The following is a 13,219-nucleotide window of genomic DNA, read 5'->3' on the forward strand; positions in this document are numbered from 1 at the left end:
CCGCGCCGGATTATTCTCCCCCCAAATCCCGCCATCGGGCCAGCCGGAGACATCTGATGACCAAGATCACCAACCACCTGCCCACCGCCGAACTGCAAGCCATTGATGCCGCGCATCACATGCATCCGTTCAGCCAGAATGACGGGTTCCAGCGTAAGGGCGCGCGGATCATCACCCGCGCCGATGGCGTGATGCTGACCGATAGCGATGGCGAAAGCATCATCGACGGGATGGCGGGCCTGTGGTGCGTCAATATCGGCTACGGGCGCAAGGAACTGGCCGATGTCGCGGCGCGGCAGATGCAGGAGCTGCCCTATTACAACACGTTTTTCCAGACCAGCCATGTGCCCGCGATTGCTCTGGCCGCGCGGATTGCCGAACTCGCGCCCGGTGATCTGAACCATGTGTTCTTCGCCGGCTCCGGCTCCGAGGCCAATGACACCAATATCCGCATGGTCCGCCATTACTGGGCGCTCAAGGGCAAGCCCGAGAAATCGGTGATCATCAGCCGCAAGAACGGCTACCACGGCTCGTCGATGGGCAGCGGCAGTCTGGGCGGCATGGCCCCGATGCATGCCCAAGGCGGGATGCCGATCCCCGATATCGCCCATATCGACCAGCCCTATTGGTATGGCGAGGGCGGCGATATGACGCCCGAGGATTTCGGCCTCGCCCGCGCCCGCCAGCTTGAGGCGAAGATCCTCGAGATCGGCGTTGACCGCGTCGCCGCCTTCATCGGCGAGCCGGTGCAGGGCGCCGGCGGGGTGATCATCCCGCCCAGCACCTATTGGCCGGAAATCCAGCGCATCTGCGATCACTACGGCATTCTGCTGATCGCCGATGAGGTGATCACCGGATTTGGCCGCACCGGCCAGTGGTTCGGCAGCCAGACCTACGGCATCCGCCCGCATATCATGACCATCGCCAAGGGGCTGTCTTCGGGCTATGCGCCGATCGGTGCCTCGGTGGTCTGCGATGAGGTCGCCGCGACCATCGCGCAGGATGAATTCAACCACGGCTACACCTATTCCGGCCATCCGGTCGCCGCCGCCGTGGCGCTGGAAAACCTGCGCATCATGGAGGAAGAGGGCGTCGTTGATCACGTCCGCGATGTGGCCGGTCCGCATCTGGCCAAACGCTGGCACGCGCTGGCTGATCATCCGCTGGTCGGCGAGACCTCGCTGATCGGGATGATGGGCTCGCTGGCCCTGACCCCCGGCACCGGTGCGCGCGGGCGTTTCGCCGCCGCGCCCGGCACCGCCGGTTTCATCGTGCGCGAGCGCTGTTTCGCCAATAATGTGATCGTGCGCCATGTCTATGACCGGATGGTGGTCTCGCCGCCCTTGGTGATGACGCCCGACCAGATCGACATGATGATCGACCGGCTGACCACAGCGCTGGATGAGGCCCATGCGCAGATGCGCGCCGACGGGCTGCTGGTCGCGGCCAGCTAATGGACCTGCTGACCGCCAATGACCGCGCGGGCGAATACCCGCGCAGCTATTACGCCGAACACGCCACCCCGCTGCCGCCATTCGCACCGGCACAGGGGGCGCTGTCTTGCGAAGTCTGCGTCATTGGCGGCGGTTTCACCGGCCTCTCCGCCGCGCTGCATCTGGCCGAACGCGGCTATGATGTGATCCTCGTGGAGGCGCAGCGCCTCGGCTTCGGTGCCTCGGGCCGCAACGGCGGGCAGGTCGGCATGGGCCAGCGGCTCGATCAGGACACGCTCGAGGGTATGGTCGGCCAAACCGCCGCCCGCGCGCTGTGGGATATGGCACTGGAATCCGTCGCCCTGACCCGCGAACTGGCGCAGACCCATGCGCCGGAGGCGGGGTTTAAGCCCGGCATCATCCACGCCGCGCATAAAGCGAAATACGTCGCTGACGCCCATGCCTATGCCGAGAAACTGGCCCGCGATTACAATTATGACCAGATCCGCCCGCTTGATCAGGCGCAGCTACAGGAGTTGCTCAACTCGCCCGCCTATTACGGCGGCGATATCGACATGGGCGCAGGCCATCTGGACCCGCTGCGCTATGCCCTCGGGCTGGCCCGCGCGGTGCAGGCGGCGGGGGTGCGCATCTATGAGGGTTCGCGCGTTACCAGCCTGACCACCAGCGACCCCGCGATTGTCAAAACCGAAAACGCCGTGATCACCGCGCGCTTTGTCGCACTGGGCTGCAACGGCTATCTCGGCAATCTCGCGCCTGCGGTCGCCGCAAGGGTGATGCCGATCAACAATTACATCGCCGCGACGCGCCCGCTCACCGAGAGTGAGCGCGCCAATGTGATGCCCAGTGACCACGCCGTCGCCGACACCAAATTCGTGGTCAATTACTTCCGGTTTTCGCCCGACAACCGGCTGCTGTTTGGCGGCACCGAAAGCTATGGCTACCGCTTTCCCGCCGATATCGCAGGCAAGGTCCGCCGCCCGATGGCGCAGATCTTCCCTCAACTCGCGGATATCAATCTCACCCACGCTTGGGGCGGCACGCTGGGGATCAGCTTCAACCGCATGCCCCATTTCGCGCGGCTCGCGGGGAATATCCTCAGCGCCTCGGGCTACTCGGGTCACGGCGTCGCCATGGGCACGCTGGGGGGCAAGCTGCTGGCCGAGGCGATCTCGGGGCAGGCCGAGCGGTTTGACCTGATGGCGCAAGTCCCGACCCCGGCCTTTCCCGGCGGCGCCAGCCTGCGCTGGCCGCTTCTGGTCGCCGCGATGCTGTGGTTTTCCCTGCGCGACCGGCTGTGACCCGCTGTCACCGGCAGTGATTCGCTTGTGAACAACCCCGCCTCCCAAGGCGCACCGGCAAAGATCCGCCCGTTGCTGCGCAAGCAAAAGTGGCGCCTGGGCAACACAGATCACCGGATTTCACCCTGAAAACACAAGAAATTGTGGTTTTTGAGCCGCACCCCACAAGCGGCGATGCGGGGTCGGCGGGTTTCCGCTTTCCCCCCGTTGCCTGCGCGCCTACCACTTTAGGCTGCTGCTAACACACATGTCGGGGGACGGTGTGACTCATATAAATCGCCGGGCGCTGCTGTCCGGAATGGGAGCGTTGTGTCTGTCTGGCACCGCGGTCCTGAACACTTCTTCACGCGCTGCCGCGCAGACTGCTGCCATTCCGATGCCGCCGGTGCCGCGTTTGACCCGCGCGCATGGGCTGGTCTCGGTGCATGCGGTGCAGACCACGCGCCCGCAGGTCGCGCTGACCTTCGATGATGGTCCGCATCCGACCCATACGCCGGTGCTGCTGGATATTCTCGCGCGCTATAACGTCAAGGCGACCTTCTATGTGATCGGCTCGATGGTGCGGCGCTATCCCGAGATCCTGCACCGGATCGTTGCCGAGGGCCATGAGGTGGGCAACCACACATGGACCCATCCGACGCTCAGCCGTCTTGGTCATGGTGGTTTCCTGCGCGAGATCGACCGCACGCAGGAAATCGTCTGGCGCACCGTTGGCGTGCTGCCGGTGACCATGCGCCCGCCTTACGGCGCGATCACCGGACGCCAGAGCCATATGCTGGCCGGTGAGCGCAATATTCCGACGGTAATGTGGTCGGTCGATACCAGCGACTGGCGCCGTCCCGGCTCGCACGTGGTCGCCGACCGGATGATCCGCGGCGCCCGTCCCGGCGCGGTGATCCTGGCGCATGATATCCACGGGCCGACGGTGCGCGCGGTGCCGCAGGCGATCGAGGGGATATTGGCGCGGGGGATGGAGCTGACCACCATGTCCGAGCTTCTCGGCTGGCAACACTGGGGCCCCCGCGGCCTGCGCTATGTGCGCCAAGGGGCAGCGGATAACTGGCGGGGGTAGGGGGGCTTCCCCATCGCCACGACCGGCTCCCACCACATCGTCCACCCCTTTGGCCCGTGTGGAACACGGGCCGCGCCCGATCCTTCGAGAGTAAGCACCACCATCCCGTAGCGCACCGCATCGCCCCACCCCTTGGCCCGGGGGCACCCCGGGCCGCGCCCGACCCTCCCCCCGGGAGGGCGCCTTGGCGATGCCCGTCACCGCCCAACCGACATCCGTGCTTCCAATCGCCCCGCGTCGTTCCAAGCACACCTGCGCCCACCCAGTGTCGGGCGCGTCCCTTTGCGCTTGGTTCGGATCTGCCAATAACGCGCCCAAGCGAGAGCCATCGATAGTAAACACCTCCGTCCCGTAGCGCACCTCATCGCCCCACCCCTTTGTCCCGGCGGCACCGCCGGGCCGCGCCCGACCCTCCCCATGGGAGGGCGCTTTGGCAATGTCCTTCACCGTCCAACCGACATCCATGCTTTCAAGCACACCGCCTTGTGGCAAAGCCAGAGCGCCCTCCCAGGGTCAGGCGCGACCCTCCACGCTTGGCTCCGAGCGGGGGCTGTTAGGGAAATCACCCTGAGTCGTTCCCGAGCAACACCACCCCCCGTCACGCCCGGCGGCACCGCCGGGCCGCGCCCGACCCTCCCCATGGGAGGGCGCCTTGGCGATGGCCGTCACTGTTTAACCGACATCCATGCTTGCAAGCCACCGCGTCGTTCCACGGGCACCTGCGCCCACCCAGGGTCAGGCGCGGCCCTCCACGCTTGGCTCCAACCCTGCGCCACACCGCCCCGTCCCCCTGCAACCAGCTTCGGAAATACCCGCATCCCGCCGCCGCAAAGTGCGTCTTTTTTCGAAATTCTGTCATACGGGCTTCACAAACGTGGTTTATCGCATCAGAGTGCAGATATTCGCGCTTCGGGTCACCGATGTGCGGGCGTTTGTCAGGTGCAGAAGAAACCTACATTACCATGGGGATCAGATTATGATGAAACACAGTCTAATGGCAGCCACCGCGCTGGGCATGACCCTGTCGGCTCAGGCCGCACAGGCGCAGGTGGAACTGCAGTGGTGGCACGCAATGGGCGGCCGCTTGGGTGAATTGGTCGAGGAAATCGCGACCAACTTCAACGAGAGCCAGTCCGACTATGTCGTGCGGCCTTCGTATCGCGGCAACTACACCGAAACGATGACCGGCGCGATCGCCGCGTTCCGGGCCGGTGAGCAGCCGCATATCGTGCAGGTGTTCGAGGTTGGCACCGGCACGATGATGTCGGCCGAGGGCGCGATTGTGCCGATCTACCAGCTGATGGCCGACAATAATGTCGAGTTCGACCCCGAGGCCTATCTGCCCGCGGTCGTCGGCTATTACACCGACCCGAACGGCAATATGCTGTCGTTCCCGTTCAACTCCTCGACGCCGATCCTCTATTACAACCGCGACGTCTTCGAGGCCGCCGGTCTCGACCCGGATCAGGCACCGACCACTTGGGCCGAGATGGAATCCGCCTCGCAGCAGATCGTGTCCTCGGGCGCGGCGACCTGTGGCTTTACCACCCGCTGGCCCAGCTGGGTGCAGATGGAGAACTTCCTCGCCTATCACAACCTGCCGCTCGGCACGCAGCAAAACGGTTTCGCCGGATTTGACTCGGAACTGGTGCTCAACCAGCACGAGCCCTTGGTGCGGCACTGGGAGAATCTGGCGCGCTGGCAGTCCGAAGGCCTGTTTAGCTGGGCCGGTGGTGGCGCTGGCCCCGATGCCGGACCCAAGTTCTACTCGGGTGAATGCGCGATGATGATGGAAAGCTCGGCCGGTCGTGCGGGCGTCATGGCAAATGCCGACTTTAGCGTTGGCTACGGCATGCAGCCCTATTACGCCGATGTCGAAGGCGCACCGCAGAACTCGATCATCGGTGGCGCCACGCTGTGGACCCTCTCGGGTCATGACGCAGGCGATTACGCCGGTGTCGCACAGTTCTTCGCCTTCCTGTCGCTGCCGGAAAATCAGGCCTGGTGGCACCAGAACACCGGTTACCTGCCGATCACCCATGCCGCCGCGGAGCTGACCCGCGAGCAGGGGTATTACGACGAGAACCCGGGCGCCGACACCTCGATCCTGCAGATGAACCTGAACCCGCCGACCGAAAACTCGCGCGGCCTGCGGTTCGGCAACTACGTGCAGATCCGCGACATCGTCTCCGAGGAAATGGAATCGATGATCACCGGGTCGAAAACCGCACAGGAAGCCGCCGATGCGGTGGTCGAGCGTGGCAATCGCCTGCTGCGCGACTTCGAAGCCGCGATGCAGTGATCTGACGACTTGACCTCTCCTCCCGCCCGGCGACATGCTCGGGCGGGAGTTTTTGACTGACAGGCCCGAAATGCAAACCAAACGCATGACCTTTAACAGCCGTTGGTTGCCCTATGCGCTGCTCGCACCGCAGGTGATCATCACGCTGGTTTTCTTTGTCTGGCCCGCCAGTCAGGCATTATGGCAATCGATGCTGCGCCAAGACCCCTTCGGGCTGCGCACCACCTTTGTCTGGTTCCAGAACTTTGAACGTTTGTTCGAGGATTCGCATTACCTCGCGTCGATGAAAACGACGCTGATCTTCTCGGTCTCGACCACCCTTCTGTCGATGTCCGTGGCGCTGTTGTTCGCGGTGATGGTCAACCGGATGATCCGCTCGCAGAACGCTTATTCGACATTCCTCGTCTGGCCCTATGCCGTGGCCCCCGCGATTGCCGGTGTGCTCTGGTGGTTCATCTTTAACCCCTCGGTCGGCATCCTGCCCTATATTCTGGAAGGCTTCGGCTATGACTGGAACCACCGGCTGGATGCGGGCGATGCGATGATCCTTGTGGTCGTTGCCGCCGCATGGAAGCAGATCAGCTATAACTTCCTGTTCTTCCTTGCCGGTCTGCATTCGATCCCGCAGTCCTTGGTCGAGGCCGCCGCGATTGACGGCGCCAGCCGCACCAAGCGGTTCTGGACAATCATCTTCCCGCTGCTCTCGCCGACGACCTTCTTTCTGATGGTGGTCAATGTGGTCTACGCGATGTTCGACACATTCGGCGTGATCCATGCCACCACCGAGGGCGGACCGGCGCAGGCGACCAATATCTTGGTCTATAAAGTCTATCGCGACGGGTTTGTCGGCAACAATCTGGGCTCCTCGGCGGCGCAATCGGTGATCCTGATGGTGATCGTGATCGCCCTTACCGTGGTGCAATTCCGCTGGATCGAGCGGCGGGTGAACTACTGATGCATACGGCACAATTGAAAGGCGCGGATCATGGTTGAGAATGACCGCTGGGGCACGCTGTTTGCCCATATCATCCTGATCCTCGGCGTTGCCGTGGTGGTGTTTCCGGTCTATGTGGCGCTGGTTGCCTCTACGCATGAGGGCGGCACCTTCCTGCGCGGGGTGATGCCACTGCTACCGGGCTCGCACGGCTGGGAGAATTACTCGACGGTGATCATCGAGGGCCGCTCGAACGCCGGTGCGCCGCCAATCGGGGGCATGCTGTGGAACTCCTTCGTCATGGCGATGGCCATCGCCATTGGCAAAATCGCCATCTCGCTGCTCTCCGCCTTCGCCATCGTCTACTTCCGCTTTCCGTTCCGCATCTTTTTCTTCTGGGTGATCTTTGTCACCCTGATGCTGCCGGTCGAGGTGCGGATTGTGCCGACCTTCGAGGTGGTCGCGCAGCTTAATATGCTCAACACCTATGCGGGGCTTTCGATCCCCTTGATCGCCAGCGCCACCGCGACCTTCCTGTTCCGGCAGTTCTTTATGACCGTCCCCGAAGAAATGCTCGAGGCCGCCCGTGTTGACGGCGCCGGTCCGATGAAATTCTTCAAGGATATCCTGATGCCATTGAGCATCACCAATATCGCGGCGATGTTTGTGATCATGTTTATCTACGGCTGGAACCAGTATCTCTGGCCGCTTTTGATCACCACCGACGACAGCTATTACACCATTGTGATGGGCATCCAGCGCATGGTCACCGGCGGCGATAGCGAACCCCTGTGGCATCTGGTGATGGCCACGGTGGTGCTTGCCGCCCTCCCACCGATCCTTGTGATCCTGTTTATGCAGCGGCTCTTTGTGAAGGGCCTGACCGAGACGGAGAAATAACCCATGGCGCGCATCGTGATCGACGATCTGCACAAGGTCTATGCCGGGGGCGTAAAGGCGGTAACGGGCGTCAGCCTCGATATCGCCGACGGCGAAATGATCGTGCTGGTCGGCCCCTCGGGCTGTGGCAAATCCACCCTGCTGCGGATGGTGGCGGGGTTGGAAACCATCACCAACGGCACGCTGACCATCGGCGACCGTGTGGTCAATGATCTGGAACCCGCCGACCGCGATATCGCGATGGTGTTCCAGAACTACGCGCTCTATCCGCATATGACGGTGCGCGGCAATCTCGCCTACGGGCTGAAAAACCGCGGTGTCTCGAAACCGGATATTGAGCGGCGGGTGAATGAGGCGGCGGCGATGCTGGAGATTGCCGATTTCCTCGACCGCAAGCCCCGCGCCCTGTCGGGTGGCCAGCGCCAGCGCGTCGCCATGGGTCGCGCTTTGGTGCGCGAACCCGCGGCGTTTCTGTTCGATGAACCGCTGTCGAACCTTGACGCCAAACTGCGGGTGCAGATGCGCGTCGAGATCCGCCAGCTTCAGCGCCGGTTGCGCACCACCTCGCTCTATGTGACCCATGACCAGCTTGAGGCGTTAACCATGGCCGACCGGCTGGTGGTGCTCAACGGCGGGGTGATCGAACAGGTCGGCACGCCGATGGATGTCTACGCCAAACCCGCCTCGGTGTTTGTCGCCGGTTTCATCGGCTCACCGGCGATGAATATGATCGACGCCGGATATCTGCGCGATCACGGCAGCATGCCCGCCGAGATGCCCTCGGGCACCGATATTGTCGGCGTGCGCCCCGATGATCTGCTGCTGGCCAAACCCGAAGGCCCGCATCTGGCGCTGCAAGGCACCGTCGCGCTGTTGGAACCGGCCGGCGCCGAGAGCCATATCTACGTCACGCTCGACGGCAATAGCGCGCCGTTGACCGTGCGCGTGCAGGGTCTGCCCTCGGTGCTCGAAGGGCAGGGGGTGCCGCTTTACGCGCCGCTCTCGGCGCTGCACCCGTTCAACAAAGCCAGTGGCAAACGCACGGATTGACCGGTCAAAAGCCTGCACTTTCCCTGTTATGACGCCCAAATTCGGGCGGCGCGCGCGCAGTGCCGCCGTGCCGCCCGACCCCAGGTCAACGCCTGATACAAAACTGCAACAGTCACGCGCCGACACCCGCCCGAGTTGAATATCCCTCACCATCGACTGGGGGGAATGCGCGGAAACGCGGAATAGGGCAGATACATCGCACAACCACAGGGTGAGGCGCGGCAAGCCACACGCGCGCGGATCCATCCGGCTGGAATAGATTTTCCTGACATTCCCAAGGCTTGCACCCAGCTTTGATCCGCATAGTGCACAGGGGCCAACCGCCACCAACAGAGTTAACGCCACCCCTGCCACCACCCACAGCGCAGCAAATCAGCCCCGCCCAAGCCCCTCACCGAGACGCATATGACTGTTGAATCCGCGCCCGCCAAATGCTTCCATGGCGCAAAATCGCAAATTGCAGATCGTGACGTTTGCATGTTCGCGCGGAGTTGATTACCAAGTATCGGGAGTCCTCGTGATCGCAATAACAAACGGCAGAAGACAAAAAGGATCGGTGCGCATGACGCAGGCTTCGGTAGCTGCAAGCCCCTCGCAAATCGGCCTCACGGCACCTGTCCGGCATCTGCTGGCGCGGCTTCGGCATTTGCGCCCCGGTGCTCTGGCCTGGCTTACCGGCGCGGCGCTGCTGCTCTCTGCCTGTTCCGACAGCTATGTGAATTTTCCGGTCACCGCCGAAGGGCAGGACGATCTCGATGAAAACGTCGAGGTGATCCGCCTTGATATCACCAATATCGAAAGCTTCACGCTGCCCTCGCGCGGCCATGAGGCCACCAGCCTGCCCAGCGGGCGCAACTGGAACTATCTGGTCGGCACCGGCGATATCCTCTCGGTGATCGTCTTTGACCACCCCGAGCTGACCCTGCCAGAAGGCGAGCGTTCTGCCGGCAGCGGTTTCAGGGTGCAGAGCGACGGCACCATTAACTATCCCTTTGTCGGCGCGGTTGCCGCCCGTGGCCGCCCGCCCGAGCAGATCCGCAATGATCTGACCCAGCGTCTGGCGCGGTTCATTCCCGACCCGCAGGTCGATGTCCGCGTCGCGTCCTTCAACTCGCAGGGCATCGTTGTCTCCGGTCAGGTCAACACGCCGAACCGGCAGCCCCTGACCACCGTGCGGCTGACCCTGATCGAGGCGATCAACGCCGCTGGCGGCGCCACCGATGCCGCCGATCTGCGCGAAGTGACGGTGCAGCGCGGCGGCCATGTCTATCCGGTCGATGTGCAGGGCTTCCTTGAGGCCGGTCTGACGCAAAACAATCCGGTGTTGCGCAACGGCGATGTGGTCAGCGTGCCGCGCCGCCGCGCCGAAGAGGCCTATCTGCTGGGCGAGGTTGCGCGGCCCGACGCCATCGACCTCTCGCTCGAGCCGATCACCCTGACCCAGGCGGTCACCCGTCAGGGCGGGCTGGCGGATTCGCGCGCCGATGTGCGCGGGGTCTTCGTGTTCCGCATCCATCAGGGGCGCACGCGGGTGTTCCAGCTCGATACCAGCTCGCCGACCGGATTGCTGCTGGGCACCCGTTTCGTGCTCGAGCCGGGCGATGTTGTCTATGTGATCCGCTCGCCGCTGCAGCGCTGGAACGACACGATTACGCGGCTGCTGCCCTCGGTGCGGGCGATCACCGCCGCGGATACACTGGGCGATTGATCGGGACCGGACTATGAAAATCGACAGTATTCTGGTGGTCTGCGTCGGCAATATCTGCCGCTCGCCTCTGGGCGAACGCATGTTGCAAAGCGAACTTGACGCGCTCGGTGCGCAGATCAGCGTCTCTTCGGCGGGCATCCATGCGCTGGTCGATCACCCCGCGGATGAGGACGCCTCGGCGGTCGCCGCCGAACACGGCGTCTCGCTCGACGGCCATAAGGCACGCCAGTTCACCGAGAAACTGGGCCGCGCCCATGATCTGATTTTGGTGATGGAGGCAGGCCATAAGGCCGAGGTGGTCAAACTCGCACCCGCACTCTCGGGCAAGACCTTCCTGTTCGATCAATGGAGCGGCAACAAAGGCATCGCCGACCCCTACCGCCACTCACGCGAGTTTCATGAGGCGGTGTTTGCGCAGGTCCGCGACGGTGCCAAAGGCTGGGTGGGCAAGCTGGTCAGACCGGCGCGCAAGTAACCGCCGCGGGTCCTTGACCGCTTACACCCGCCACGCTCTCACTGGATCAAATGCCGCAGCCCCTGCGTCACATCGGTGCGCAGCGCCAGCCGCAGGCCCGGCTCGTCGCCTGCCTGTAGCGCCGCGAGGATCATCCGGTGATGCGGCGGCGGCGAGTTGCGCCTGAGCCGCGCATAAAGCGCCCGCATCGTCGGCCCCAATTGCAGCCAGATCGTCTCCACCATCGCCAGCATCGCCGGACTTTGCGCCCGCAAATACAGCGTGCGGTGGAACTCCAGATTGCTGCGCACATAGGAAATAGCATCGCTGCGCATCACCGAATCGGTGTTGATCGAATTGATCGCCTCCATCCGGTCGATCAGCGCCGAATGCGCGCGGGGCAGGGCGCGGCTGCCCAGTTCCGGCTCCAGTAGCGCGCGGATCGAGGCCAGTTCCTCAATCCGGTCGCGGGTCAGTTCCGGCGTTGCCACCCGCCCCGATCCCGACATCGACAGCGCCCCCTCGGCAACCAGCCGCTGCACCGCCTCGCGCGCAGGCGTCATACTGACTTCAAAGTCACGCCCGATGCCGCGCAGGGTCAGCGCCTCGCCCGGCGCCAATTCGCCATGCATGATCCGCGCACGCAGGGTGCGATAGACGCGGTCATGCGCCGGAAGCGTCGAGGGATCTGCGGTTAAAGGGCGGAAAGCGCGTTGCATTTTCAAATGTGATCACAAGCCCCCGATGGCGTCAAGTGGCGTCGAAACGGTAGCGATGCAGCGCCGCGCCATGGGTCTTGAGCCAGCCCCGCGCCTCGGCGTAATCGGGATAGAGCCGCGCGACCACCGCCCAGAAGGCGGGCGAATGGTTCATCTGCGCCAGATGCGCCACCTCATGTGCCGCCACGTAATCCAGAATCGCCGGCGGCGTCATCACCAGCCGCCAGGAAAACATCAAATCCCCCGCCGGCGTGCAAGAGCCCCAGCGCGAGCGCGTGTCGCGCAGGGTCAGTTTGCCCGCGCGCCGCCCCAAAGCCTGCGTATGCACCGCCACCCGCGCCGCCAACCGGTCGCGCGCGCTCAGCGTCATAAACGCCTGCACCGAGGCCGCCGCGCGCGCTGCCGGCACCAGCAGCGCCTCGCCGTCCAGTTGCGCATGGCGCAGATCCGCCGCGGTGATCCGCCGCAACACGCCCTCAAAGGGGATCTGCGCGCCCAATTCCACCGCCACCGGCCCTTCGACGCCCCGCAGCGCCTCGCGCAGCCAGTCCTGCCGCTCGGTGACAAATCCCTGCGCCAGCCGCATCGAAGCGCCCTTGGGCAGGGTCAGCACCACCGAGCCGTCCAGCCGCGAGACTTTCAGCGCCAGCCGCCGCGCCCGCGCCGAGCGCCGCACCTGCACCGAGACCTCGGGCGCACCGGGCAGGGTTATCACATCGTTTTGCTCGCGCATTTCAGGCCCTCCGGACCATTTACCCCCTGCCACGCCGATAGCGTTCAGGCACAAATCCTTTGACAACCCGTGTCACATATGGCAACGCGCGTCGATCCAAAGATAGGAAGGGGACCTGCATGCCCAAAGAAGAATGGGGTGTCAAACGTCTGTGCCCGACGACCGGCAAACGTTTTTATGACCTGAACAAATCTCCGGTGATCAGCCCTTACACCGGCGAGGTCGTCAATATCGACGTGCCCGGTCGTAAAGGCAGCTCGCCGACACCCGCCGCCAAGGTGAAAGCCAAAGTCTCCGAAGAGACCGAGGCCGATGACGTGCTGCTCGACGATGATGATGTCGATGACGTCGCGGTGAATGTGGATGACGATTTGCTCGAGGACGAGGATGACGATACCGTGTCCCTCGACGAATTGAGCGATGTCGCCAAAGAAGAAGACGAAAGCTGATCTGACCGGCTTTGTCACGCAACATAAGCGGGCGCCCGCTGCGCCCGCTTGAAGCCCGCCGCCTTACCCGCTGCCTTACCCCGCCGCTGACCCCGCAACGCGGTCACAAGACGCGGGCAAAGAAATGCGAAACGGGGTAAAGA

Annotated in this window: 12 protein-coding genes; 10 read left to right on the forward strand and 2 right to left on the reverse strand. The window is 63.7% G+C overall.

Annotated elements, in window-relative coordinates; genetic code table 11:
• Positions 1-56: 56 nt before the first annotated feature.
• The 9 genes from DDE20_RS13440 (at position 57) to DDE20_RS13480 (ending at position 11,196) form a co-directional block, all read left to right on the forward strand.
• Complete coding sequence (locus DDE20_RS13440; protein ID WP_116559034.1) at positions 57-1,454, forward strand: aspartate aminotransferase family protein; 1,398 nt, start codon at positions 57-59, stop codon at positions 1,452-1,454.
• The gene (locus DDE20_RS13445; protein ID WP_116559035.1) at positions 1,454-2,755 is read left to right on the forward strand and encodes an NAD(P)/FAD-dependent oxidoreductase; all 1,302 of its coding nucleotides are present in this window, start codon (positions 1,454-1,456) and stop codon (positions 2,753-2,755) included. The genes DDE20_RS13440 and DDE20_RS13445 overlap by 1 nt, the downstream gene beginning before the upstream one ends.
• Before the next feature lie 385 nt (positions 2,756-3,140).
• Entirely contained in the window at positions 3,141-3,827 is a 687-nt protein-coding gene (locus tag DDE20_RS13450) for a polysaccharide deacetylase family protein (protein WP_240608073.1), read from the forward strand.
• Between the two features lie 976 nt (positions 3,828-4,803).
• Positions 4,804-6,129 carry a sn-glycerol-3-phosphate ABC transporter substrate-binding protein UgpB gene (ugpB, locus tag DDE20_RS13455; protein WP_338066516.1) on the forward strand — a complete coding sequence of 442 codons (1,326 nt, stop codon included), beginning with the start codon at positions 4,804-4,806 and terminating at the stop codon, positions 6,127-6,129.
• Between the two features lie 70 nt (positions 6,130-6,199).
• A complete protein-coding gene (gene ugpA, locus DDE20_RS13460) occupies positions 6,200-7,084 on the forward strand; it encodes a sn-glycerol-3-phosphate ABC transporter permease UgpA (protein ID WP_116559036.1) in 885 nt (294 codons plus the stop codon).
• 30 nt (positions 7,085-7,114) lie between these two features.
• Positions 7,115-7,963, forward strand: coding sequence for a sn-glycerol-3-phosphate ABC transporter permease UgpE (ugpE, locus tag DDE20_RS13465; RefSeq protein WP_116559037.1), 849 nt, complete (start codon positions 7,115-7,117; stop codon positions 7,961-7,963).
• Positions 7,964-7,966: 3 nt separating this feature from the next.
• Positions 7,967-9,013, forward strand: a complete 1,047-nt coding sequence (gene ugpC, locus DDE20_RS13470; protein ID WP_116559038.1) for a sn-glycerol-3-phosphate ABC transporter ATP-binding protein UgpC — start codon at positions 7,967-7,969, stop codon at positions 9,011-9,013.
• Between the two features lie 562 nt (positions 9,014-9,575).
• Positions 9,576-10,721, forward strand: a complete 1,146-nt coding sequence (locus DDE20_RS13475; RefSeq protein WP_116559039.1) for a polysaccharide biosynthesis/export family protein — start codon at positions 9,576-9,578, stop codon at positions 10,719-10,721.
• A gap of 13 nt (positions 10,722-10,734) precedes the next feature.
• Entirely contained in the window at positions 10,735-11,196 is a 462-nt protein-coding gene (locus DDE20_RS13480) for a low molecular weight protein-tyrosine-phosphatase (protein ID WP_116559040.1), read from the forward strand.
• Between the two features lie 38 nt (positions 11,197-11,234).
• On the opposite strand, the gene DDE20_RS13485 is transcribed toward DDE20_RS13480, so the two are convergent.
• The gene (locus DDE20_RS13485; RefSeq protein ID WP_116559041.1) at positions 11,235-11,894 is read right to left on the reverse strand and encodes a GntR family transcriptional regulator; all 660 of its coding nucleotides are present in this window, start codon (positions 11,892-11,894) and stop codon (positions 11,235-11,237) included.
• 31 nt (positions 11,895-11,925) lie between these two features.
• The gene (locus DDE20_RS13490) at positions 11,926-12,627 is read right to left on the reverse strand and encodes a M48 family metallopeptidase (RefSeq protein ID WP_116559042.1); all 702 of its coding nucleotides are present in this window, start codon (positions 12,625-12,627) and stop codon (positions 11,926-11,928) included.
• 119 nt (positions 12,628-12,746) lie between these two features.
• Between DDE20_RS13490 and DDE20_RS13495 the strand changes: the two genes are divergently transcribed.
• Entirely contained in the window at positions 12,747-13,076 is a 330-nt protein-coding gene (locus DDE20_RS13495) for a TIGR02300 family protein (RefSeq protein WP_116559043.1), read from the forward strand.
• Positions 13,077-13,219 lie beyond the last annotated feature (143 nt).

The sequence above is a fragment of the Pararhodobacter oceanensis genome (genome assembly GCF_003076755.1).
GTDB lineage: Bacteria > Pseudomonadota > Alphaproteobacteria > Rhodobacterales > Rhodobacteraceae > Pararhodobacter > Pararhodobacter oceanensis.

What these genes read in the sequence shown, in the direction of transcription:
- DDE20_RS13485 (WP_116559041.1), bottom strand. Translation starts at nt 11,894, where the DNA reads ATGCAACGCGCTTTCCGCCCTTTAACCGCAGATCCCTCGACGCTTCCG.
- DDE20_RS13440 (WP_116559034.1), top strand. Translation starts at nt 57, where the DNA reads ATGACCAAGATCACCAACCACCTGCCCACCGCCGAACTGCAAGCCATT.
- ugpE (WP_116559037.1), top strand. Translation starts at nt 7,115, where the DNA reads ATGGTTGAGAATGACCGCTGGGGCACGCTGTTTGCCCATATCATCCTG.
- ugpC (WP_116559038.1), top strand. Translation starts at nt 7,967, where the DNA reads ATGGCGCGCATCGTGATCGACGATCTGCACAAGGTCTATGCCGGGGGC.
- DDE20_RS13475 (WP_116559039.1), top strand. Translation starts at nt 9,576, where the DNA reads ATGACGCAGGCTTCGGTAGCTGCAAGCCCCTCGCAAATCGGCCTCACG.
- DDE20_RS13490 (WP_116559042.1), bottom strand. Translation starts at nt 12,627, where the DNA reads ATGCGCGAGCAAAACGATGTGATAACCCTGCCCGGTGCGCCCGAGGTC.
- DDE20_RS13480 (WP_116559040.1), top strand. Translation starts at nt 10,735, where the DNA reads ATGAAAATCGACAGTATTCTGGTGGTCTGCGTCGGCAATATCTGCCGC.
- DDE20_RS13495 (WP_116559043.1), top strand. Translation starts at nt 12,747, where the DNA reads ATGCCCAAAGAAGAATGGGGTGTCAAACGTCTGTGCCCGACGACCGGC.
- ugpA (WP_116559036.1), top strand. Translation starts at nt 6,200, where the DNA reads ATGCAAACCAAACGCATGACCTTTAACAGCCGTTGGTTGCCCTATGCG.
- ugpB (WP_338066516.1), top strand. Translation starts at nt 4,804, where the DNA reads ATGATGAAACACAGTCTAATGGCAGCCACCGCGCTGGGCATGACCCTG.
- DDE20_RS13445 (WP_116559035.1), top strand. Translation starts at nt 1,454, where the DNA reads ATGGACCTGCTGACCGCCAATGACCGCGCGGGCGAATACCCGCGCAGC.